Raw genomic sequence first — 22,232 nt, 5'->3', positions numbered from 1 at the left:
TATCTTTTTAAAAAAGTGACTCCTTGTTTGTTTTTGTATTATTTTAACAAAAAAAAGGATTTTTTTGTTTAATAAACTTTGCTAAAAAGTATGTTGCTGTAATCCCTAGCATAATATTTAAAGCAAAATCAAAGATAAGCATATATACTCTCTCGTATATTTCCGTAATTTTACCAAAAATAAAATAATTAATAAGAAATAGTTAATAAACTTTGGGAAGTAAAAATAAACTAAAGAGATTTAGAGAAAACGAAACGTTTGATAACGTATACCAACCAACAAGAGATGCGTTGGTTAATAAAATGTTTGCTTTAAAAGGAAACTGGAATAGATCGGTTTTTAAAAACAACAATCCATTGGTGTTAGAATTAGGCTGTGGTAAAGGAGAATATTCGGTTGCATTAGCTAAAAAATATCCTAATAAAAATTTTATTGGAATCGATATAAAAGGTGCCCGTTTTTGGCGAGGTGCAAAAACAGCTGTAGCAGAAAATATTTCAAATGTGGCATTTTTGCGTACACAAATAGAACTTATAGATCATGCATTTGGAGCTAATGAGGTTGATGAAATTTGGATTACCTTCCCAGACCCTCAAATAAAATACAAACGTACCAAACACCGCATGACGAATGCCGAGTTTTTAAAACGTTATAAAATAATCTTAAAAGAAAATGGTATTGTAAACCTAAAAACCGATAGTGAATTTATGCATGGCTACACTTTAGGGTTGTTGCATGGTGCGGGACATGAGGTTTTATACGCTAACCATAATGTTTACAAACAAGAAGGCAGTCCAGAAGAAGTTACAAGTATTCAAACCTTTTACGAATCGCAGTATTTGGAACAAAATAAACCAATAACGTATATTCGGTTTAAAATTAAATAGTTGTGAATATAACCATTATCTTTTTTTTAGGTTTGATTATAGCTTTAGTAGGTGTTGTTCCTCCAGGTTTATTAAACATGACTGCAGCAAAAATAAGCTTAAAAGAAGGACATACTAGAGGTGTTGTTTTTTCTATGGGAGTTTGCGCCATTGTGCTAATACAAACTTATGTGGCTGCTATTTTTGCAAGTTATTTAAGTCATCATTCCGAAATTGTAGACATACTTCAACGGGTGGCATTCGTTATTTTTGTTCTTATAACAATCTACTTTTTATTTATATCAAAAAAGGAACCTAAAGAAGTTGCAGAACCTGAAATACGCAGTAAAAAAAGCCGCTTTTTTCAAGGTGTTTTTATGTCAAGTATTAATGTGTTTCCCATTCCCTATCAAGCGTATATGACGATTACCATCGCATCGTTTGGATGGTTGGATTTTCATCAAATTAGTATCATTTCGTATGTGGCAGGAGCCGCCATGGGGACTTTCGTTATGCTGTATGTGTATATGTTTTTTTTCGATAGAATAAAGAATAAGTCTATTACGTCGCAAAAAAGCATGAATTACCTTATAGGAGCTGTTACTGGTATGATTTCAATAATCACCTTAATTAATATTATCAAAGAAATGTAGGTATGCAACAAGACACATTGAATTTTTTTGACAAAGTTTATGAGGTTGCTAAACAAATCCCTTACGGAAGAGTGACTAGTTATGGTGCGATAGCCATCTATCTTGGTGCTGCAAGAAGTGCTCGTATGGTTGGATATGCTATGAATGGTTCGGTAGCTAAAGATGTGCCAGCACACCGTGTGGTTAATAGAAAAGGCTTATTAACAGGTAAGCATCATTTTGATGGTACAAATTTAATGCAGCAGCTTTTAGAAAGTGAAGGTGTTAAAGTCGTTGAAAACCAAATTCAAGATTTTGACAAGGTGTTTTGGAATCCTTCTGAGAATTTGTAATTATTTCCTAATTTCATAAAAATTTACAATTATCTCCATTTATAAGTAAAGCCAATATCCGCATAAATCATTTCAATTCAATCGCTTTAAATTTTAAATAATTCACAGTATCTTTGCGTTTTAGAATAAATCTAAATAGTGCAATGAAGCTGAACAAACAAGATATACTTAAAGCGTTAGAATCTATTACAGTAGTTGGAGAAGGGCAAAACATGGTTGAAAGCGGTGCTGTAACCAATGTAGTGACTTTTGGTGATGAGGTTATTGTAGATATTACTATAAAAAACCCAAGCCTTCAAGCTAAAAAACGTACCGAAGTCGATATTTTAAAAACCATTCACGAACAAGTTTACGAAAAAGCTAAAATAACCATTAACGTAAAAGTTGATGCGCCAGCAAAACCAAAAGTAAATGTTGTAAAAGGAAACCCAATTCCGGGTATTCAAAATATAGTTGCAGTAGCTTCTGGTAAAGGAGGAGTAGGAAAATCTACAGTTACCGCAAATTTAGCAGTAACTTTAGCCAAAATGGGTTTTAAAGTTGGTGTTTTGGATGCCGATATTTATGGGCCATCCATTCCTATTATGTTCGATGTTGAAGCTGAAAAACCTTTAGCAGTTAATATTGAAGGAAAATCTAAAATGAAGCCTGTTGAGAATTACGGTGTAAAAGTACTATCTATTGGATTTTTTACTCAGCCTAATCAAGCAGTTGTTTGGAGAGGGCCTATGGCAGCAAAAGCTTTAAACCAAATGATTTTTGATGCTCATTGGGGTGAATTAGATTTTATGTTAATTGATTTGCCGCCAGGAACCGGTGATATTCATTTAAGTATCATGCAATCACTTCCAATAACAGGAGCAGTAGTTGTTAGTACACCACAGAATGTGGCTTTAGCTGATGCACGTAAAGGTGTTGCCATGTTTCAACAAGAAAGTATTGATGTGCCTGTATTAGGAATTATAGAAAATATGGCATACTTTACACCAGCAGAACTTCCCAATAATAAATATTATATCTTTGGAAAAGAGGGTGCTAAAAATTTAGCAGAAGATTTACAAGTACCATTTTTAGGGGAACTACCTTTGGTACAAAGCATTCGAGAAGCAGGCGATGTGGGCAGACCAGCAGCATTACAAACTGCTACCGAGTTAGAACAAGCATTTGAAAAAATAACACAAAATGTTGTACAAGAAGTAGTGAGACGTAATGATAATTTACCACCTACCGAAGCAATAAAAATCACAACCATGGCTGGATGTTCAGCAGTTAAAAAGAAATAAATGACGTCAGAAGAAGTTAGACTAAATGTCGAGAAAGCATTAGATGAAATTCGTCCATTTTTGCAAAGTGATGGCGGTGATATCTCATTGTTATCTATAGAAAATAACGATACCTTGGTAAAGGTACAGTTACAAGGCGCTTGCGTTGGTTGTACCGTAAACCAAATGACGCTTAAATCGGGTGTTGAAATGACTATTAAGAAATATGTGCCACAAATAGAGCAAGTTCTTAATATTCAATCTTAAAATACCTCTTAAATTCAATTGAAAATATACAAATAACATTATTTTTGCAATGCATTTGTCAAGGGTGCTACAGCACTTGTCATGTTATTAAATTACGATTATGGATCAAGATATTACTATAAAAATCACAGATAGAGACGGAGTTACTCATGAGGTAGTGGCACCAACAGATATGGCTATGAATTTAATGGAAGTAGTGCGTAGTTACGAGCTAGCTCCAGAGGGTACCATCGGTATCTGCGGCGGTATGGCTATGTGTGCCTCTTGTCAGTGTTATGTTTTGAGCGATACGACATTACCTGAAATGAGTGACGACGAAGAAGCTATGCTTTCTGAAGCTTTTGACGTAAAAGATAATAGCCGTTTAGGATGTCAAATTCAAATGACTCCAGATATGAACGGACTTGAAGTAGAATTGGCTCCAGAGAGTTAATTAATTTCTGCGAAAGCAAGAATTTCATAATCAAATAATCTAAATTTTATTAGAATAATTAGGGCGTTACCACAAGGGTCGGGCTATACGTTCCAAGTCCTCGCTCCCCCGAAAAGGCGGGGTCGCTGTGGGCTTTCCACTGCTATCCCTAACGCAATAAATCAACTGCTTTTTCATTTCTAGGAATTTGTTTTATAATCAATCAACTTTTTAGGGCCTTCAAGCAATACTCTTACTATTTGAAGAACACCATCATCATTAGTGTCTATGTACCATTTAATAAGTGAAATCTGCCCGTTTTCAATCTCGATACCTGTAATGCTTCTCGGGTGCACACAGCTTCCGTCGTTAAAAAAAGCAATGTCACCCGGTTCTGGGAAACGCGGACGATGCGTGTGACCAACAATGGTTATTAAATTATTGTTTTCAATAATCCATTTTTTGGTTCTGCGCTCTACTTTTATCAGTTCACTATAGTTTTTTGCAGGACTTGTAGGGTCGGCAATTCCCATAACATTCAATGGTTTCCAAAGTATTCTAACCATAAATCGGCTCCATTTCCAAAATAAATAATTCCACCAATCTGCTTGATGCCCATGTGTTAAAAATAGATCTTGGTTCGATGTGGTATGTCTTAAAATAATGCCTTCATGATATTCAATGCCCGGAAATAAATCCACATCTATGCCTAAAGTTTTATCAAAATATGTGGATAAATGTTTTTTTACATAGTTTGGGTTTCTATAAACCATGTCGTGATTTCCCCATATCATGTGTAATCTGTTTTCTTTATGAAATTGCTTCAATAGCATATACACATTTTTATGAGCTTCAAAAATAGGTTCGAAGGAGAGGTTTTCCCAGAGCTCATCACCATCCCCAATTTCACAATATTGAAAACCTTGAGCATAATATTGCTTTAAGGCGTGAAAATAGACATTTCTGTTGTTGGCAAAATCGTCAGCAAAACTATTATCGCCTCGGTGGCAATCACTGAATAATATAAATTTACTTGTATCATCAAAGTTGATGATTTTAGCATTTTTATAAGCGTTGTCTAATCTTTTTCTGGCTGAAAGCATAGAAGTAAATGTACATAAATTTCAATAAAAAAGATGCACCTAAAGAGAAGCACATATTTTAATTTAAATAACCATAAAACGACTTAACCGTTTATTTAAAAGCGTTTAAACCTGTAATATCTAAACCTGTAATTAGTAGGTGAATGTCGTGCGTGCCTTCATAAGTAATCACACTTTCCAGATTCATAGAGTGGCGCATAATGGAATATTCTCCTGTTATACCCATGGCTCCCAAAATTTGTCTAGCTTCTCGGGCAATGGTTATAGCCATAGCTACATTGTTGCGTTTTGCCATCGATATTTGTGCTGAGGTTGCTTTGTTTTCGTTGCGTAAAACTCCAAGACGCCAAGTTAAAAGTTGCGCTTTGGTGATTTCAGTAATCATTTCAGCTAACTTTTTTTGTTGTAGTTGAAATTGACCAATAGGTTTGCCAAATTGCATACGTTCTTTACTGTAGCGTAATGCGGTATCATAACAATCCATGGCAGCACCAATAGCACCCCAAGCAATACCATATCGTGCAGAATCTAAACAGCTTAACGCTGCTCCCAATCCAGATTTGTTTGGCAGTAAATTTTCTTTAGGTATTTTTACGTTATCAAAAATAAGTTCGCCAGTTGCAGATGCACGAAGCGACCATTTATTGTGTATTTCTGGAGTCGTGAAGCCTTTCATACCGCGTTCAACCAGTAGGCCGTGTATTTTTTCTTTTTCATCTTTAGCCCAAACAACGGCTACTTGTGCAAAAGGCGCATTGCTTATCCACATTTTTGCACCGTTTAAAAGGTAGTGGTCTCCTTTGTCTTTAAAGTTGGTTGCCATACTACTTGGGTTACTGCCGTGGTCGGGTTCGGTTAAACCAAAGCAACCCATCCATTCGCCACTTGCTAATTTTGGTAAATATTTTTGACGTTGCTTCTCGGTACCATATTTCCAAATGGGATACATCACTAAGCTAGATTGTACTGATGCGGTACTACGAATACCAGAATCACCACGTTCTATTTCCTGCATAATCAAACCATAACTAATTTGGTCTAAACCAGCACCACCATATTTTGTGGGGATATAAGATGCAAAAGCACCAATTCCTGCTAAACCATTAATAATTTGCATAGGGAATTTTGCTTTTTGTGCGTAGTCTTCTATGATAGGTGAAACCTCACGTTTTACCCAAGTTCTAGCAGTATCGCGAACTAATTTATGCTCTTCGGAAAGTAAATCATCCAGATTGTAATAATCTGGTGCTTCGAATAAATCTGGTTTCATTTGATTATTTTTTGAGTTTTATGATTATTTCAAAAGAAAATAATTAGTAAATACTTTATTTCTTTTACGAATTTATCATTGTATAGTCTCAAATTTAATTAATTCCAATGTTATTGTTACATTTTTAAATAAAAGTCTTTTGTCAAATGTATGTAGTCTTCGGTGTATTCATGGCGTCCCGTTTCAATAATAAGAGTTTCTTTTTTTACAGCGCTTTCGCTAAAAGAGAACTCGATAAGGCTTCTTTTAATTTCAGAAGTTGGATTTCCTTTAACCTGTAAAATACTGTTTGGGAATAAATTAAAAGCAGCAGCTAGGTTAATAAAGATTTCTTCTTCTTTAAAGGGAATGATAACCGAGAAGGTGCCATTTTCAGATAATAATTTAGAGGCGCTTTCGATTAAGTGGTCAAAAGGTAAAGCGTCGTTAAATCGTGCTAAATCGCGTTGTTGGTTTTCAGACTTGTAATTCTCTGAATAAAATGGGGGATTTGATATAATAAGGTCGTATTGATCTTCAATTTCTTCAACAAATTCATCTAAAGACGCATGGTAACAAAAAAGTCTATCTCCCCATGGTGATTGTTCAAAATTATTTACACATTGTTCATATGCATTATCGTCAATTTCAATGGCATCAAGAACTTCAGCGTTGCTACGTTGTGCCAACATAAGCGAAATGATACCCGTACCTGCTCCAATATCTAATATAGAAAATGGATTCTGTTGTATGGAGGCCCAAGCACCAAGAAGTACACCATCGGTGCCAATTTTCATGGCACATTGATCTTGATGAATTTTAAATTGTTTGAATTTGAAAGGTTCGCTAGACATATATGATGTGATAATGATTTTAATAAAATAAGGTATAAATACCTTAATATGCTAAACTGTGTTAAAAAATAAGTTTGTGTTATTTACGTTATTAATTTTGTAGTATAGATGTGAAAACAATACGCATCTTAAAAAAATTTATTGAAAGTGCTAAGCTAAAGATTATTTGTATGAAGTCTTCAGAAAAAATTTTAGGAAAGCTCAATGGTTTATTACTTATGAACTATGAGACTGAAAAAGTTTATTTAGAGGCCCTTGATTTAGCTACTGATGATAATTTAAAAGCATTTTTTAGAGAAAGAGGTTTTGAGAGAAATGAATTCGGTAGACAGTTGAGAGCAGAAATTGTAAAATTAAACGGTAAACCCAAAGAATTTGGGGTGTTAAGTAGTTATTTTGATAGAATTTTGACGAATTTTAAAGATTACTTTTTATTAAATATTGAAAACGATTTAATAGAAGAAGTTTATAGTTTGAAAAGATCAAGTATTGAAAAATACAACGAACTGTTAAGAGAAATTAATTTACCATTATCTACCTGCAAATTATTGGTAAAACAACGCGATAGTATTTATAGTCATATGAATGCGATGAAGCGACAAGAAGAGTTTGTTGTGTAATATAGATACAACAGAAGAAAAGGCTGATTTTTATAAAAATCAGCCTTTTCTTTTTTTAATAATTTAGAAAACTACAGATACAAATCAATCAACCCCTCGGGAGTTTTAACTAAAATAGTTTTTACTTTTCTGTCTACTTTTTCAATAAATTCATCATTCATCGGGATAAGAATTTCTTTGCCATTATTTTCTATTTCAAATAAGGCTTGAGCGGTTGAATCGTTAATACCAACTATGACACCTACTTTTCCATAGTTTACATCTTCAACAGTAAATCCAATAACTTCGTGAAAATAGAATTTATCACCTTCTAGTTTAGGTAAAAATTCTAAAGGTAAATACACGTCACTTTTTATTAAAACATCGGCATCGGCTTCATTGGTAACATCTTCAAACTGCACACGCAATAAATCGGATTTATGAAGCTGTGAGCGTTCAATAAAAAAAGGAATTAATGTATTTCGAACTTCAATAAAAATGGCGTCAAGACTTTCGTATAAGTCAGGTTGGTCGGTATCCAATTTAATTAAAAGTTCACCTTTAAAACTATATTTTGATACAATTTTACCTAAATAAAAACAATCTTCTTTTTTCATCAATTACAATAATTGTCATTTCCGCGAAGGCGAAAATCTTTTGGTTTACATTTAATGAGATTCCTTTCTTCAAAGGAATATGCAAAAATGAAACTTTTTTGCATAAAAAACTCCGATAATTTTATCGGAGTTTAAAAGTATAAAAAATAATTTTTTTTATTCTTCTTCTTTAGGTGCTTCTGCTTCAGCAGCAGGAGCTTCTTCTGTAGCAGTTTCTTCCGCAACTACTTCTTCTGCAACTTCCTCTTCTACAACAGGAGCAGCAGCAGCAACACGAGCTTCGTTAGCAGCTTTTTCAGCTTCTAAAGCTTTTGCTTTCGCTTCAGCTTGTGCTTTAGCTAATCCGTCAGTTTTAGAACCAACTTTACCAGCTTTTTCTTCTAACCAAGCAGTAAATTTAGCTTCAGCTTGTTCTTCTGTTAAAGCACCTTTTCTAACACCACCTGCAAGGTGATTTTTTAGTAAAGCACCTTTGTAAGATAAAATAGCTTTAGCTGTGTCGGTTGGTTGTGCACCGTTTTGTAACCATTGTACAGCACCATCAACATTTAAATCTATAGTTGCTGGGTTGGTGTTTGGATTGTAGATACCTAATTTTTCAAGGTATTTACCGTCTCTTTTTGATCGTACATCGGCTGCAACAATCCAGTAAAAAGGTTTCCCTTTTTTACCATGTCTTTGTAATCTAATTTTTACTGGCATAATAATTAATTATATGAGGTTCTCGACCTCGGTTATTAATAAGGGCGCAAAGATACTCTTTTATTACTAATTATCAATGATTTATTTTCTTTTGAAATAGAATTTTTTAAAACAGCAAACAAACAGGTGTGGGTGCTTTTACATCGTGTAAAAATGTGAGTGTTCCTGAAGAAGTATCAATGCTAAAAACAGAAATATTTCGGCTTTTTTGATTGGCCACTAATAAAAATTTTCCAGATGGATCTAGCGTGAAGTTTCTTGGCCAATCGCCATGAACAGGTACTGTTTGAATTTTTTCAATGGTACCATCAAATTTATTTCTTTTAAAAACGACGATGGAATTTTCACCGCGGTTAGAGCCATATAAATAATGTTCGTTTTTAGATAAATGGATATCGGCACAAGAATTTTTTCCTTGGTAATTTTCGTCTAAAGTAGAATCGTAGTCAATCTGTTTAAAACCAGAAGCTGTTTTTTTAACCGAAGTCACAGAGCTTCCGTGTTCATTAATAATATAAATGAATTGTCCGTTTTTAGTTAAAGCAAAATGCCTTGGCCCTAGGTTTTCTGTAGTTTTAAAAATGGATGGCGTTGCCAATTCATAATTGTTGTTTTTTAATTTGTATTGGTAAAGAGCATTCATGCCTAGGTCGGCTATATATAATTCGTCTCTAAAAAATTGTGCGGAATGTGCATGTGATATTATATCTGTGGTGTTATAATCAAAAATTTGAGAGGCTTCATTTAGTTTTCCGTCTCTAGCGATACTATAAATGGATGCACTACCTCCTCTATAATTTGAAACAACAGCTTTGTTTCCCTGTTTATTTAATGAAATATGGCAAGGCCCCGTTCCATTACTACTTACTTTGTTTAAAAATTTTAACAAGCCATTTTCTTGAATTTTAAAAGAAGAAACTGAGCCTCCAAGACTTTCGCTAACAGCGTATAAATATTTTTTGTTTGGTGAGTATGTTATAAATGAAGGGTTTTCAGTGGCTATTGCTAATTGTAAACGGCTAAGCTCTCCTGTTTTTAAATTGAATTGCAACTTATAAATACCTTCGCTGTGACCATCGGTATAAGTGCCAATATACAGGGGGATATTTTGTGCGAAGCAATTCAAGAAGCAGAAAGAAAAACTTAGAGATAATAGTCTGATTTTCATAGTACCTATTTTAATAAATTCAAAAATAGTATTTTTTTAATGAATTTAATCACTAACTTTTTGTTTAAAACTCTTTGTAACTTTAACTTTTAAAAGCGATATAATTCTGTATTTTTATAAACTTCGTTTGAAAATTATAAACGACTTAACAACAAACATCTAAGCAAAATAATGTACTTAATTTTCGATACAGAAACCACTGGATTGCCGAAACGTTGGGATGCACCCATAACTGATACCGATAATTGGCCTCGTTGTATTCAAATAGCATGGCAATTACACGATGGATTGGGAAATTATATAGAACATCAAGATTATTTGGTACAACCAGATGGATTTAACATTCCTTATGATGCTGAAAAAATTCATGGTATTTCTACCGAATTAGCGCAAGAACAGGGTATTCCATTGGCTGAAGTTTTAGAAAAATTTAATGAGGTTTTAAATAGAACTAAATTTGTTGTGGGACAAAATGTGAAGTTCGACCTGAATATTATGGGAGCCGAATTTGTACGTGGCGATGTAGCAAACCCATTGCAAGAACTCCCAGTTTTAGATACTTGTACTGAACATACAGCTAGTTTATGCCAAATTCCAGGCGGCCGTTATGGGAAATTTAAGTTGCCTACTCTTACCGAGTTACACCAATTTTTATTTAATGTACCTTTTTCTGAAGCGCACAATGCCACTGCCGATGTGGAAGCAACAACTCGATGCTTTTTAGAACTGATTCGTTTAGAGGAATACACCAAAGAAGAGCTAGATGTTCAGCCAGATTATTTTAAGTCGTTTAAAGAGGCGAATCCCACGGAAATTCAGCTTATAGGTTTAAAACATATCAACCTTAAAAAAGAAAGTGCTAAAATTCTTGAACGAATAAAAAACGTTCAAGAGGATGTGATTTCTACCGAAGAAATTAAACAAAATATATCCGATTTAAAGGAAGTTGATTTTGTGCATCTGCATAATCATTCACAATTTTCGGTATTACAATCTACTATTAGTGTTGCTGATTTGGTCGCTTCGGCAGCAGAGCATCGCATGCCTGCAGTAGCTTTAACAGATCATGCTAATATGATGGGGGCTTTTCATTTTGTAAAAGCAGTTAGTAATCATAACAGAGGTGTAAAAGCTAAAAATAACGCAGCTATTGAAAAAGGGGAGTTGCCAACTGCTGTAGAAATTAAACCAATCATTGGTTGCGAATTTTTTGTTTGTGAAGATCATACAGATAAAACCAGAAAAGATAATGGTTACCAGATTGTGTTTTTAGCTAAAAATAAAAATGGCTATCATAATTTGGCAAAACTATCTTCTCATGCCTTTGTTAATGGGTTTTATTATCTACCCAGAATCGATAAAAAACTTATTGAAGAATATAAAGAAGATTTAATTGTTCTAACGGGTAATTTATATGGAGAAGTACCAAGTAAGGTTTTAAATGTAGGTGAAAATCAAGCCGAAGAAGCTTTACTTTGGTGGAAAGAACAGTTTGGAGACGATTTGTATATTGAGTTAATGCGACATAATCAGGAAGACGAAAACCGTGTAAACCCTGTTTTAATAGAACTTTCAAAAAAACATGACGTTAAATTAGTCGCCAGTAATAATACTTATTATTGTAAAAAAGAAGATGCCAACGCACACGATATTTTGCTTTGTGTAAAAGATGGGGAAAAGCAAGCGACACCAATTGGTCGTGGTCGTGGATATCGATACGGATTACCTAATCAAGATTATTATTTTAAGTCTTCAGAAGAGATGAAATCACTCTTCAAGGATGTTCCAGAAGCGATAAGTAATATTCAAGAAGTGGTTGATAAAGTAGAAGCCTACGAGTTGGCCCGTGAAGTTTTATTACCCGCTTTTGATATTCCAAATGAGTTTAGAAAAGAAGAAGATTTAGTAGATGGTGGCAAACGTGGTGAAAATGCCTATTTGCGTCATTTAACGTATCAAGGGGCTAAAAAGCGTTATGGCAAAGAACTTTCAGAAGAAGTTATAGAACGTTTAGATTTTGAGTTAGATGTTATTCAAAATACAGGATATCCGGGTTATTTTTTAATTGTCGAAGATTTTATACGTGAAGCTCGGAATATGGATGTTTCTGTAGGTCCTGGTCGTGGGTCTGCGGCAGGTTCCGTAGTGGCCTACTGTTTATGGATTACCAATATAGATCCGCTTAAATACGATTTACTTTTTGAGCGTTTTTTGAATCCAGACCGTGTAAGTATGCCCGATATTGATATCGATTTTGATGACGAGGGCAGAAGTCGTGTGATGGATTATGTAATCAATAAATATGGAAGTAATCAAGTAGCACAAATTATAACCTATGGTACAATGGCTGCAAAATCTTCTATACGTGATACCGCACGTGTTTTGGATTTGCCTTTGTTTGATGCCGATAGAATTGCGAAGTTAATTCCAACCATGTCTAAACTGAGTAAAATTTTCGGTTTAAGTGAAAAGGAGTTGGGGAGTAAGTTTAGAGCGGAAGATTTAGAAAAAGTCAATCAGCTTTTAAATATTTCTGAAGGAAGCGATTTAGAAGCAGAAACCGTAAACCTAGCAAGAATATTAGAGGGTTCGGTGCGTAATACAGGTATCCACGCATGTGGAGTTATCATTACGCCAGATGATATCACCAAGTTTGTGCCAGTGGCGACGGCTAAAGATTCCGATTTATATGTGACCCAATTCGACAATTCGGTGGTCGAAGAAGCGGGGTTATTGAAAATGGATTTCTTGGGGTTAAAAACATTAACATTAATAAAAGACACTGTTAAAATTGTTAAAGCAAAACATGATATTTTATTAGATCCCGATACTTTTCCGTTAGATGATGAAAAGACGTATGAGTTATTTCAAAAAGGAGAAACCGTTGGTGTGTTCCAATATGAATCGCCTGGGATGCAAAAACACCTTAAAGAATTAAAGCCTACTGTTTTTGAAGATTTAATTGCCATGAATGCTTTGTACCGTCCAGGGCCTATGGAATATATTCCAAGTTTTACACGTCGAAAGCATGGAGATGAACCTATAGAATATGATTTAGATGCCATGGAAGAATACCTGAAGGAAACTTATGGTATTACGGTGTATCAAGAGCAGGTGATGTTATTATCTCAAAAACTAGCAGGGTTTACAAAGGGTGAAGCTGATGTATTGAGAAAGGCGATGGGAAAAAAGCAAATTGCGGTACTCGATAAAATGAAACCTAAATTTGTGGAGCAGGCGAGTGCTAATGGTCATGATGCTAAAATACTAGAGAAAATCTGGAAAGATTGGGAAGCTTTTGCGAGTTATGCCTTTAATAAATCGCATTCTACATGCTATGCTTGGATTGCTTACCAAACAGCCTATTTAAAGGCGCATTATCCAGCAGAGTATATGGCTGCTGTGCTCTCTAATAACATGAACGATATCAAGCAGGTAACGTTTTTTATGGAAGAATGTAAACGTATGAAACTGGATGTTTTAGGTCCTGATGTGAATGAATCGTTTTATAAGTTTTCTGTAAATAAAGATAATGCGGTGCGTTTTGGAATGGGCGCTATAAAGGGTGTTGGTCATGGAGCGGTTATTACTATAGTTGATAACCGAAAAAAAGATGGTCCATATAAATCTATTTTCGATTTAGCGAAACGTATTGATTTACGAGCTGCAAATAAAAAAGCATTCGAAAATTTAGCTTTGGCAGGGGGGTTTGATGGTTTTGGTACAACACACCGTGCACAATATTTTCATGATGATGGTGATGGTATTACTTTTTTAGAAAAAGCCATTCGCTATGGAAATAAACATCAAGAAAATGAAAACTCCGCGCAAGTAAGTCTGTTTGGAGACGCTAGTGATGTGCAAATAGCCGAGCCTGAAGTGCCACCATGTGAAGAGTGGGGTACTATGGGGAAATTAGCTCGCGAAAAAGAGGTGGTGGGTATTTATATCTCGGGGCATCCATTAGATGATTTTAAAATTGAAATGACGACTTTTTGTAATGCAAATTTGGCATTATTTAGAGATTTGGAAATGTATGTTAATAGAGAAATGGTTTTTGGAGGTGTCGTTACCGAGGTACAGCATCGTGTGAGCAAACAAGGTAAAGGTTGGGCTATGTTTACTGTTGAAGATTATACCGATAGTTTTGAATTTCGCATTTTTGGTGAAGAGTACCTAAAGTTTAGGCATTTTTTAATGCAGAATAATTTCGTTTTTGTTAAATCGTTTATAAGAGAAGGTTGGGTAAATAAAGATACAGGTAAAAAAAGTGACCCACGACTGCAATTTAATAGTTTCCAATTGTTACATGATGTGATGGAGAATTATGCCAAAAAATTATCCATTCAAATTGATATTAATGATTTAAAAGAATCAAAAATAGCAAAACTTCATGAATTGTTACACATGCATCCAGGTAGCCAAATGCTTAATTTTGTAGTTTATGATAGTAAAGAAAAAATAAAACTACAAATGCCTAGCAGAAAGCAAAAGGTAAGAGTGTCGCAAGAGTTGTTAAATGAATTAACAAACGTAGATGTCAGGTTTAAGTTAAATTAGTCTTTAAAAAATCACTCAGTACGTCTTTATTGAGTTTGTGATATTAAATTTCATTTGAATCTGCTTTTGCGTGAGGGATAGCAGTGGAAAGCCCGCAACGACGAAGGAGTGAGGACTTGCAACGAATAGCCCGACCTGTAAAGGGCACGCCCAAATAAACAGTATTTATTTCTTAAATAAATTACCAATAAAAAGCATTGCTCAAAATGCTTTAATAAAGTATCTTTGCACTCGCTATATTAAGCGGTTAAGTAAATATACTATTGAGCAATTTAAAAACGTCGGTAACAGCACCTTCTGTAATTTCAGATTTTAAGGAAATCACCAAAATGCGATTGGCATTAAGTGTGGTGTTTTCGTCGCTTGCAGGATATTTATTGGGTGTTGATACAGTTGATTTTAAAACTTTGACTTTACTCGCATTTGGCGGCTACTTTATGGTAGGTGCATCAAACGCCTTCAACCAAATTATTGAAAAAGATTTGGATGCCTTAATGGATCGCACTAAGAATAGACCTATTCCTGCGGGACGGATGAGTGTTACCACTGCCTTTATAATCGCATCAATTTTTACACTTTTAGGTATAATTATTTTATATACTATCAACAAGCAAACGGCTATGTTTGGTGCTATTTCTATATTTTTATACACATGTGTTTATACGCCTTTAAAAACCAAGACGCCTTTGTCTGTTTTTGTTGGGGCGATTCCTGGCGCTATTCCGTTTATGTTGGGTTGGGTAGCAGCTACCGATGATTTTGGTATAGAACCAGGCACTTTATTCGCCTTACAATTTTTTTGGCAGTTTCCGCATTTTTGGGCTATAGGTTGGTTTTTGTTTGAAGATTATAAAAAAGGTGGTTTTTTTATGTTGCCAACAGGAAAACAAGATAAAGGAACGGCAGTACAAACTATTATGTATACTATTTGGACGTTGTTGGTATCTATCATTCCCGTTTTTGGATTTACGGGTAGTTTAAAATTATCAATAGTTGCAGCCATTTTAGTTTTTATATTAGGTTTAGGCATGTTGTATTACGCCATTCGATTGTTTAAAGACATGACCGAGAAAGCAGCAAAACAACTTATGTTAGCAAGTGTTTCATATATTACATTGGTGCAAATTGTGTACGTAATAGATAAATTTATTAGATAATCATGGATTTAACACAAGGTACTTTAGAAGAAAAACATAATAGAGCTAAAAAAATGATGCTTTGGTTTGGTATCATTTCACTAATCATGTCATTTGCGGGGTGGACGAGTGCTTTTGTAGTAAGCAGTTCTAGACCTGATTGGTTAAAAGATTTTCAATTGCCAAATGCTTTTATAATTAGTACAGTTATAATTATGATAAGTAGTGTAACGTTTATTTTAGCAAAAAGATCTTTAAAAAGTAATAATAGTAAGATGACGATGCTTTGGTTAGTTACCACCCTAATTTTAGGCGTTCTTTTTATTAATTTCCAATTTTTAGGCTTTCAAAATATTATTGATTTAGGTTATAATTTCACGGGGCCAACCAGTAATGTAACCATGTCTTACATCTATTTAATAGCAATTGTGCATATTTTGCACGTAGTTGTAGGGTTAATTTGTTTATTGGTGGTAATTTATAATCATTTTAAACAAAAGTATACATCAACAAAAATGCTTGGTTTTGAACTTGCAGCGACCTTTTGGCATTTTATAGACATCCTATGGGTGTATCTCTTTTTATTTTTATATTTTATAAGATAAATAAATTGATTATTTTTGTCCAACTTTTAAAAAACAACCAATATATATGAGTACTACAGTTGCAAACACTGGAACAGAAGTTAAAACTTGGGGAGGGGGTAACGAGCCTTTAAAAGCAAGTTACGGTAAAATGATGATGTGGTTTTTCATTGTTTCTGATGCTTTAACCTTTTCGGGTTTTTTAGCAGCCTACGGATTTTCAAGATTCAAATTTATTGATTCATGGCCAATTGCCGATGAGGTCTTTACACACGTGCCGTTTTTGCACGGTCAAGAATTGCCAATGATTTATGTGGCGTTTATGACGTTTGTACTTATCATGTCGTCTGTAACTATGGTATTGGCGGTAGATGCTGGTCATCACTTAAACAAAGCTAAAGTTACTATTTACATGTTTTTAACCATTATTGGTGGTTTAATTTTCGTAGGGTCTCAAGCTTGGGAATGGGCTACATTCATACAAGGAGATTTTGGAGCTGTACAAACAAAAGGAGGAAATATTCTTCAATTTGTAGATGCAGAAGGGCATCGCGTAGCATTGCGTGATTTTGTTGAAGTAGGAGAACATGAACGTGTACAACAAGAACGTAAAAATGGTATTTGGTTTGTGAAAGAGGGAACTTTGCCAACTTATACAGTTGAAGAAGTAATTCATGGTTTAGAGAAACATGAGAATGTTTTGGTAAGAACTCAAATACTTAATGAGCATGGTCACAAAACGGTGCTTACCAGAGCAGAATCTTTAAAGCAGTTAAAAGCAAATGGAAAGCACGTGGTTGAAGGGGCTAATTTAAAGGAAAACGAATATGGCTCACCATTATTTGCAGATTTCTTTTTCTTCATCACAGGATTTCACGGTTTTCACGTATTTTCAGGAGTTATAATTAATATCATTATTTTCTTTAATGTGATATTAGGAACTTATGAAAAACGAAAAAGTTACGAAATGGTTGAAAAAGTGGGGTTATACTGGCACTTTGTAGATTTAGTTTGGGTATTTGTATTTACATTCTTCTACCTAGTTTAATAAAGAATAATATATTAAAAATGGCACACGCACATAAATTAGAAATATTTAGGGGTTTAGTAAAGTTTAAATCAAATACTCAAAAAATTTGGGGTGTTTTAATCTTTTTAACCATTATTACAGCAGTAGAGGTAGTGTTGGGTATATATAAGCCAGAAGTTTTAATGGGGCATGTATTAGGAATGAAAGCTCTTAACTGGATATTCATTATACTTACTTTAGTAAAAGCGTATTATATTACTTGGGATTTTATGCACATGCGTGATGAAACCAAGGCATTAAGACGTATGGTAGTCTGGACAGCTATTTTTTTAATTCTATACTTAATGTTTATTTTATTACAAGAAGGCGGTTACGTTTTTGATGTATATGATAATGGTTATATAAAAAGAGACTTTTAGCTAGTTAAAATAGACTGCACTTAGTGGAGTCGAAGTGTTAAATAAATATATAAAGGCGGTTTTTAAACCGCCTTTATATATTTTTGCACTTTAATTAAAAACAGGTTTTTAATGAACTATAAAAAAGCAGGTCGGTATTTAATTTTAGGAATTTTATTCTTTCTTCCTGTTACTTTTTTGTTGTTTTTATACCCCGCAACGCATAACTATACCCCGCTTGATATCGTAAACCAATCGGTTTTAGAAATTAATCAATTTACTTCAGAGTCCGAAGAAAAAAGTGTTTTAAAAGACCATATTACTATACTTGGTTTTTTAGGCTCAAACCCCATAGATAATAGTATTGTAGCCTCTAATTTAAAAGAATTGGTGTACGATAATTTTAAAGGTTTTAAGAAATTTCAAATTGTTATTTTAATGCCTAAAGGGACAGAGGTTGCTGTTGAAAAACTTAAAACAGAAATTAGTGGTTACGAAGATTTAAGGTTTTGGCATTTTGTTTTTGGTGAACCTGATGCTATTGAGGATGTATTTACTAGTTTAAAAAGTAAAACCGGTTTAACAAGTGATTTAGCCACGAACGATGTATTCATAATAGATAAAGATTTAAACCAAAGAGGGAGATTAGATGATAGAACCGATAATGAAATCTCAAAGAAAATTGCTCCTTATCTTTTGAGTTCTTACAATTGCATTGAAGTAGCCGAAATAAAAAATAAGATGAGTGATGATTTACGCATCTTATTTACTGAATATAGACAAAAAAGAAAGGGTGAATTCGATTCGTCAACAAGAAGAGCAAACGATTTAAATAGTAAAGATGAAGAAAGATAATTATTCATATATAGGTATTGCATTTATAATTCTGGTTTTTGGTATCATTTTCATTCCAAAAATTGTAGATAGAATTTCTAATGATGATGTCACCAGAAACGAGAGTAGAAGTGATTTTGCTAACGGTAAAAAAGTAAAACTTTCCGATTTATCTTTTATCGAAATAAACGGAGCAGCTAAAAGAGTGCCTAACTTTTCTTTTATCAATCAAGATGGCAAAATAATCACCAATCAAGATTATGAAGGGAAAGTGTATGTTATAGAATTCTTTTTCACAACCTGCCCAACCATTTGTCCAAGAATGAATGCGAACCTTATTCAAATTCAAAATGCATTCAAAGGTTTTGAAAACTTTGGAGTGGCATCGTTCACTATAAATCCAGATTATGATACCTCTGAAATTCTTAAAGAATATGCAGAGCATTATGGTGTTACTAACCCGAATTGGAATTTAATGACGGGTGATAAAGATGCTATTTATAAATTGTCAAACGAAGGTTTTAATCTTTACACTGCCCAAGAAGAAGATGCTGTTGGTGGGTTTGAACATTCTGGGAATTTTGCATTAATAGATAAGGATGGATTTATCCGTTCACGAAAAGATGAATTTGGAAACCCGATTATTTATTATAGAGGGATTGTTTCAGAATCTGAAAAAGTAGACGATGACGGTACAGTAGAAGAAATAAGTGCTTTAAAAGAGGATATTAAAAAATTGCTTAATGAATAAAGGACGAGAGATTTTAGACGATAAAAAATATAATAGGTTAATTGTAGTACTATCTATAGTAATACCAGTAGTGGTAGCCATCCTATTTGGTGTTAGAATACCGAATGTTGAGCCCTTATCATTTTTGCCACCCATTTATGCAACTATAAATGGTCTAACCGCTGTTATTCTAATAATTGCCTTTATTGCTATTAAAAATAAAAAGATTGTCCTTCACGAAAATTTAATGACGACTGCCATTTGGTGTTCTGCGTTATTTTTGGTGATGTATGTAGCTTACCACATGACGAGCGATTCTACCAAATTTGGAGGTGAAGGAGCTATTAAATATGTGTATTATTTTATCTTATTAACTCATATCTTATTGTCAATTATTGTTATCCCGTTTGTGTTAATTACCTATGTTAGGGCCATAACTAATAACATAGAGAAGCATAAAAAAATAGCAAGAATTACCTTTCCTTTATGGTTGTATGTTGCAGTAACAGGTGTTATTGTTTATGTTATGATCTCACCATATTACGTTTAAAATGAAACAAAAAATTCTCTTTTTTCTTTTTTCTGTTCTTTTCTTCTTAGAAACGAATGCACAATGTGCTATGTGTCGTGCAGTTTTAGAAAGTGAAGAAGGACAAACGGCTGCAGAGGGTATCAACGATGGTATTGTTTACTTAATGGCTATACCTTACATTCTTGTTGGAGGTATTGGTTTCTTTATTTATAAAAAGTATAATAAACTAAAGAGTAACTAGAAAAATATTAATTTAATTTCTAGGTTATTCAAAATAAAATTATATTTTTGTGTCATACTTAAATAGTACACTAATACATTAAGCTATGATTCAATCCAAAAATATATCTTACTCTTATAGCAAGAAGAAAAGTTTGTTTAAAGATTTAACCTTTCAACAAAATGAAGGCAGTATAGTTGGTTTGCTTGGTAAAAATGGAGCAGGAAAGTCAACGTTACTAAATTTAATATCTGGTTTATTGCGTCCTAAAAAAGGAGATATAGAAGTTAATGGCTATGTGCCTTTTAAGCGAAACCCCAATTTTTTATCGGACATCTATTTAGTTACAGATGAATTGTTTTTACCATCACTAACTATTAATGCCTATATGCAAGCATTTGTACCGCTGTATAAAAATTTTGATATAGAAAAGATGCGTGCTATCATGTTAGAATTTGAACTTGATGAAAAAGATAAATTAAATAAGTTATCGCACGGACAACAGAAAAAATTTATAATTGCATTTGCTCTAGCAACCAATTGTAAAATATTACTCTTGGATGAACCTACAAATGGTTTAGATATTCCTTCCAAAAGGGTTTTTAGAAAAATTTTAGTGAGTTCTATTGAAGAGAATCAATTAGTAATTATCTCGACGCATCAAGTGAAAGATATAGAAACTATTATTGATAGAATTGTTGTTTTAGAACAAGGTCATATTGTTTTTGAAAAGGATATTACTCAAATTACAGAGAAAATTCAATTTAAAAAAGTGTCGAGCATCTTATCATTCTCCAACGTATTATATCATGAAAAATGTCCTGAAGGGTATAATGTTATGTTGCCTGTTGAAAATGATGAGGAAACAGGTATTGATATAGAGCTTTTATTTAATGCTATTACTAACAAAACAGAAATAATATTTTAGGTTATGTTTCAAAATTATTTTAACATTAAACGGTTTAATAATGCTTTTAGATATGATATTAAGCTTTATACTAAAACATATTTATCATTTTGTATTGGTTTATTTTTAATACTCATATGTATCGATCTTTTTTTTATTAAAACCAACTCAAATTCAAGTTATGGATTTGGAATTAATCAATATTTACCGCTATTTTATTTTACTTTTATTGTAGGTCTTATTATTGTTGTTGGCACGAGTTTTCCATTACTAAAAAATAAAAAAAGTGCTATTAGTTATTTAATGCTTCCAGCATCCGTGTTTGAAAAATTTTTAATACAGTTTGTAATTAGAATAGTATGCTTTGTGATACTTTTTATACCCTTATTTTGGCTTAATTTTAAAATAGCTGATAGTTTTTCAAACTTATTTGAATGGGGTTTGAAAATACAAGTAGGAGAATTTGAATTATTTGAAGCTTTCAAGATCAGTAATAATGGGTTTAGAAAAGCGATTGATTTAATAGCGGCGTTAGGAGGATTGTTTACACTAGCAGCCTTTTTATTTACAGGAGCTACTTATTTTAAAAAGTATGCGCTTTTTAAAACGATATTGAGTTTTAGTGCTACAATTGCTTTTGTTTTTTTACTTTTTATGGTTTGTACAATGTTCTTTTTTCCAGAAAAATTTGACCTTGGAAGAAGCCCTGTTAATTTAGAAGATTATAGGATTTCTAAACACTTTATTAATATTCAATTATACATTTATATAATGGGTATAGTATCTAGCTTCTTTTTATTGCCATTAGCTTATTTTAAATTAAAAGAAAAAGAGCTTTAATATGGAATTTAAATCTAATAAAGGTATTTTTTTACAAATTGCAGATAGTTTGTGTAATCAAATTCTCGACGGCAAATTACTTCCTAATGAGCGTGTACCTTCTGTACGAGATTTAGCTTCAGAATTAGAAGTTAATAGAAATACTGTGATGCGAACCTTTAGTTATTTGCAAGATGAAAACATATTTATTAATAAGCGGGGTGTTGGTTTTTTTGTGGCAGAAAAGGCATTACAATTAATTAAAGAAAAAGAGAAAAAGGATTTTTTTGAAAATGAAGAACCCTTTTTACTTGAAAAAATACGTTTACTTAAATTGAATAGCAAAGATCTTCAACAAATTATTTCTGAAATAAAAAATAACGACTAATATGAAACCG

At 33.2% G+C, this 22,232-nt stretch carries 25 protein-coding genes; 19 read left to right on the top strand and 6 right to left on the bottom strand.

Features of this window, described 5'->3' with window-relative positions:
• Positions 1-212: 212 nt before the first annotated feature.
• The 6 genes from trmB to QLS71_RS05225 all read left to right on the top strand — a co-directional run bounded on the left by trmB (position 213) and on the right by QLS71_RS05225 (position 3,813).
• Complete coding sequence (gene trmB, locus QLS71_RS05250; protein WP_308991423.1) at positions 213-887, top strand: tRNA (guanosine(46)-N7)-methyltransferase TrmB; 675 nt, start codon at positions 213-215, stop codon at positions 885-887.
• A 2-nt stretch (positions 888-889) separates the two neighbouring features.
• Positions 890-1,519, top strand: a complete 630-nt coding sequence (locus QLS71_RS05245) for a LysE family transporter (protein WP_308991422.1) — start codon at positions 890-892, stop codon at positions 1,517-1,519.
• 2 nt (positions 1,520-1,521) lie between these two features.
• Positions 1,522-1,851, top strand: coding sequence for an MGMT family protein (locus QLS71_RS05240; RefSeq protein ID WP_308991421.1), 330 nt, complete (start codon positions 1,522-1,524; stop codon positions 1,849-1,851).
• Positions 1,852-1,994: 143 nt separating this feature from the next.
• Positions 1,995-3,134, top strand: coding sequence for an Mrp/NBP35 family ATP-binding protein (locus QLS71_RS05235; protein ID WP_308991420.1), 1,140 nt, complete (start codon positions 1,995-1,997; stop codon positions 3,132-3,134).
• Positions 3,135-3,380, top strand: coding sequence for a NifU family protein (locus QLS71_RS05230; RefSeq protein WP_308991419.1), 246 nt, complete (start codon positions 3,135-3,137; stop codon positions 3,378-3,380).
• A 100-nt stretch (positions 3,381-3,480) separates the two neighbouring features.
• Positions 3,481-3,813: a 2Fe-2S iron-sulfur cluster-binding protein gene (locus QLS71_RS05225; RefSeq protein ID WP_308991418.1), complete on the top strand. Its 333-nt coding sequence runs from the start codon at positions 3,481-3,483 to the stop codon at positions 3,811-3,813.
• Positions 3,814-3,992: 179 nt separating this feature from the next.
• Here the strand turns inward: QLS71_RS05225 and QLS71_RS05220 are convergent, their stop codons facing one another.
• The 3 genes from QLS71_RS05220 to QLS71_RS05210 all read right to left on the bottom strand — a co-directional run bounded on the left by QLS71_RS05220 (position 3,993) and on the right by QLS71_RS05210 (position 6,998).
• A complete protein-coding gene (locus QLS71_RS05220; RefSeq protein ID WP_308991417.1) occupies positions 3,993-4,895 on the bottom strand; it encodes a metallophosphoesterase family protein in 903 nt (300 codons plus the stop codon).
• 91 nt (positions 4,896-4,986) lie between these two features.
• Positions 4,987-6,165 (bottom strand): acyl-CoA dehydrogenase family protein, encoded by a 1,179-nt coding sequence (locus QLS71_RS05215; protein ID WP_308991416.1) that lies wholly within the window; start codon positions 6,163-6,165, stop codon positions 4,987-4,989.
• A gap of 116 nt (positions 6,166-6,281) precedes the next feature.
• Positions 6,282-6,998 carry a methyltransferase gene (locus QLS71_RS05210; RefSeq protein ID WP_308991415.1) on the bottom strand — a complete coding sequence of 239 codons (717 nt, stop codon included), beginning with the start codon at positions 6,996-6,998 and terminating at the stop codon, positions 6,282-6,284.
• Between the two features lie 170 nt (positions 6,999-7,168).
• Here QLS71_RS05210 and QLS71_RS05205 point away from each other — a divergent pair, with 170 nt between their 5' ends.
• The gene (locus QLS71_RS05205) at positions 7,169-7,618 is read left to right on the top strand and encodes a DUF2383 domain-containing protein (protein WP_308991414.1); all 450 of its coding nucleotides are present in this window, start codon (positions 7,169-7,171) and stop codon (positions 7,616-7,618) included.
• 71 nt (positions 7,619-7,689) lie between these two features.
• Here QLS71_RS05205 and rimM read toward each other — a convergent pair whose 3' ends face one another.
• The 3 genes from rimM to QLS71_RS05190 all read right to left on the bottom strand — a co-directional run bounded on the left by rimM (position 7,690) and on the right by QLS71_RS05190 (position 10,084).
• Positions 7,690-8,214, bottom strand: coding sequence for a ribosome maturation factor RimM (rimM, locus tag QLS71_RS05200; protein WP_308991413.1), 525 nt, complete (start codon positions 8,212-8,214; stop codon positions 7,690-7,692).
• Positions 8,215-8,370: 156 nt separating this feature from the next.
• On the bottom strand, positions 8,371-8,916 hold the full coding sequence (locus tag QLS71_RS05195; RefSeq protein ID WP_308991412.1) for a 30S ribosomal protein S16: 546 nt from the start codon (positions 8,914-8,916) through the stop codon (positions 8,371-8,373).
• Between the two features lie 106 nt (positions 8,917-9,022).
• Positions 9,023-10,084 (bottom strand): lactonase family protein, encoded by a 1,062-nt coding sequence (locus QLS71_RS05190; RefSeq protein WP_308991411.1) that lies wholly within the window; start codon positions 10,082-10,084, stop codon positions 9,023-9,025.
• Positions 10,085-10,255: 171 nt separating this feature from the next.
• Between QLS71_RS05190 and dnaE the strand changes: the two genes are divergently transcribed.
• From dnaE to QLS71_RS05130, 12 genes are all read left to right on the top strand, one after another.
• Positions 10,256-14,644 carry a DNA polymerase III subunit alpha gene (gene dnaE, locus QLS71_RS05185; protein ID WP_308991410.1) on the top strand — a complete coding sequence of 1,463 codons (4,389 nt, stop codon included), beginning with the start codon at positions 10,256-10,258 and terminating at the stop codon, positions 14,642-14,644.
• A 263-nt stretch (positions 14,645-14,907) separates the two neighbouring features.
• Positions 14,908-15,801 carry a heme o synthase gene (gene cyoE / locus QLS71_RS05180; protein WP_348636607.1) on the top strand — a complete coding sequence of 298 codons (894 nt, stop codon included), beginning with the start codon at positions 14,908-14,910 and terminating at the stop codon, positions 15,799-15,801.
• A 2-nt stretch (positions 15,802-15,803) separates the two neighbouring features.
• Entirely contained in the window at positions 15,804-16,385 is a 582-nt protein-coding gene (locus tag QLS71_RS05175) for a heme-copper oxidase subunit III (protein ID WP_308991409.1), read from the top strand.
• Positions 16,386-16,431: 46 nt separating this feature from the next.
• Positions 16,432-17,412, top strand: coding sequence for a cytochrome c oxidase subunit 3 (locus QLS71_RS05170; protein ID WP_308991408.1), 981 nt, complete (start codon positions 16,432-16,434; stop codon positions 17,410-17,412).
• A 20-nt stretch (positions 17,413-17,432) separates the two neighbouring features.
• Positions 17,433-17,813 carry a cytochrome C oxidase subunit IV family protein gene (locus QLS71_RS05165; protein WP_308991407.1) on the top strand — a complete coding sequence of 127 codons (381 nt, stop codon included), beginning with the start codon at positions 17,433-17,435 and terminating at the stop codon, positions 17,811-17,813.
• 111 nt (positions 17,814-17,924) lie between these two features.
• On the top strand, positions 17,925-18,647 hold the full coding sequence (locus tag QLS71_RS05160) for a hypothetical protein (RefSeq protein WP_308991406.1): 723 nt from the start codon (positions 17,925-17,927) through the stop codon (positions 18,645-18,647).
• The gene (locus QLS71_RS05155) at positions 18,634-19,377 is read left to right on the top strand and encodes an SCO family protein (RefSeq protein ID WP_308991405.1); all 744 of its coding nucleotides are present in this window, start codon (positions 18,634-18,636) and stop codon (positions 19,375-19,377) included. Before QLS71_RS05160 ends, QLS71_RS05155 begins: the two co-directional genes overlap by 14 nt.
• Entirely contained in the window at positions 19,370-19,906 is a 537-nt protein-coding gene (locus QLS71_RS05150) for a DUF420 domain-containing protein (RefSeq protein ID WP_308991404.1), read from the top strand. Before QLS71_RS05155 ends, QLS71_RS05150 begins: the two co-directional genes overlap by 8 nt.
• 1 nt (position 19,907) lies before the next feature.
• On the top strand, positions 19,908-20,129 hold the full coding sequence (locus QLS71_RS05145; RefSeq protein WP_308991403.1) for a hypothetical protein: 222 nt from the start codon (positions 19,908-19,910) through the stop codon (positions 20,127-20,129).
• An 85-nt stretch (positions 20,130-20,214) separates the two neighbouring features.
• Complete coding sequence (locus tag QLS71_RS05140; RefSeq protein ID WP_308991402.1) at positions 20,215-21,036, top strand: ABC transporter ATP-binding protein; 822 nt, start codon at positions 20,215-20,217, stop codon at positions 21,034-21,036.
• 3 nt (positions 21,037-21,039) lie between these two features.
• Positions 21,040-21,855, top strand: coding sequence for a hypothetical protein (locus QLS71_RS05135; RefSeq protein WP_308991401.1), 816 nt, complete (start codon positions 21,040-21,042; stop codon positions 21,853-21,855).
• Position 21,856: 1 nt separating this feature from the next.
• Positions 21,857-22,222, top strand: a complete 366-nt coding sequence (locus tag QLS71_RS05130) for a GntR family transcriptional regulator (protein WP_308991400.1) — start codon at positions 21,857-21,859, stop codon at positions 22,220-22,222.
• The last annotated feature ends 10 nt before the right edge of the window (positions 22,223-22,232 follow it).

The sequence above is a fragment of the Mariniflexile litorale genome, from assembly GCF_031128465.2.
Lineage (GTDB): Bacteria > Bacteroidota > Bacteroidia > Flavobacteriales > Flavobacteriaceae > Mariniflexile > Mariniflexile litorale.
The sequence above is the reverse complement of the archived record's forward strand: the minus strand, read 5'-3'. Positions and strand labels throughout refer to the sequence as shown.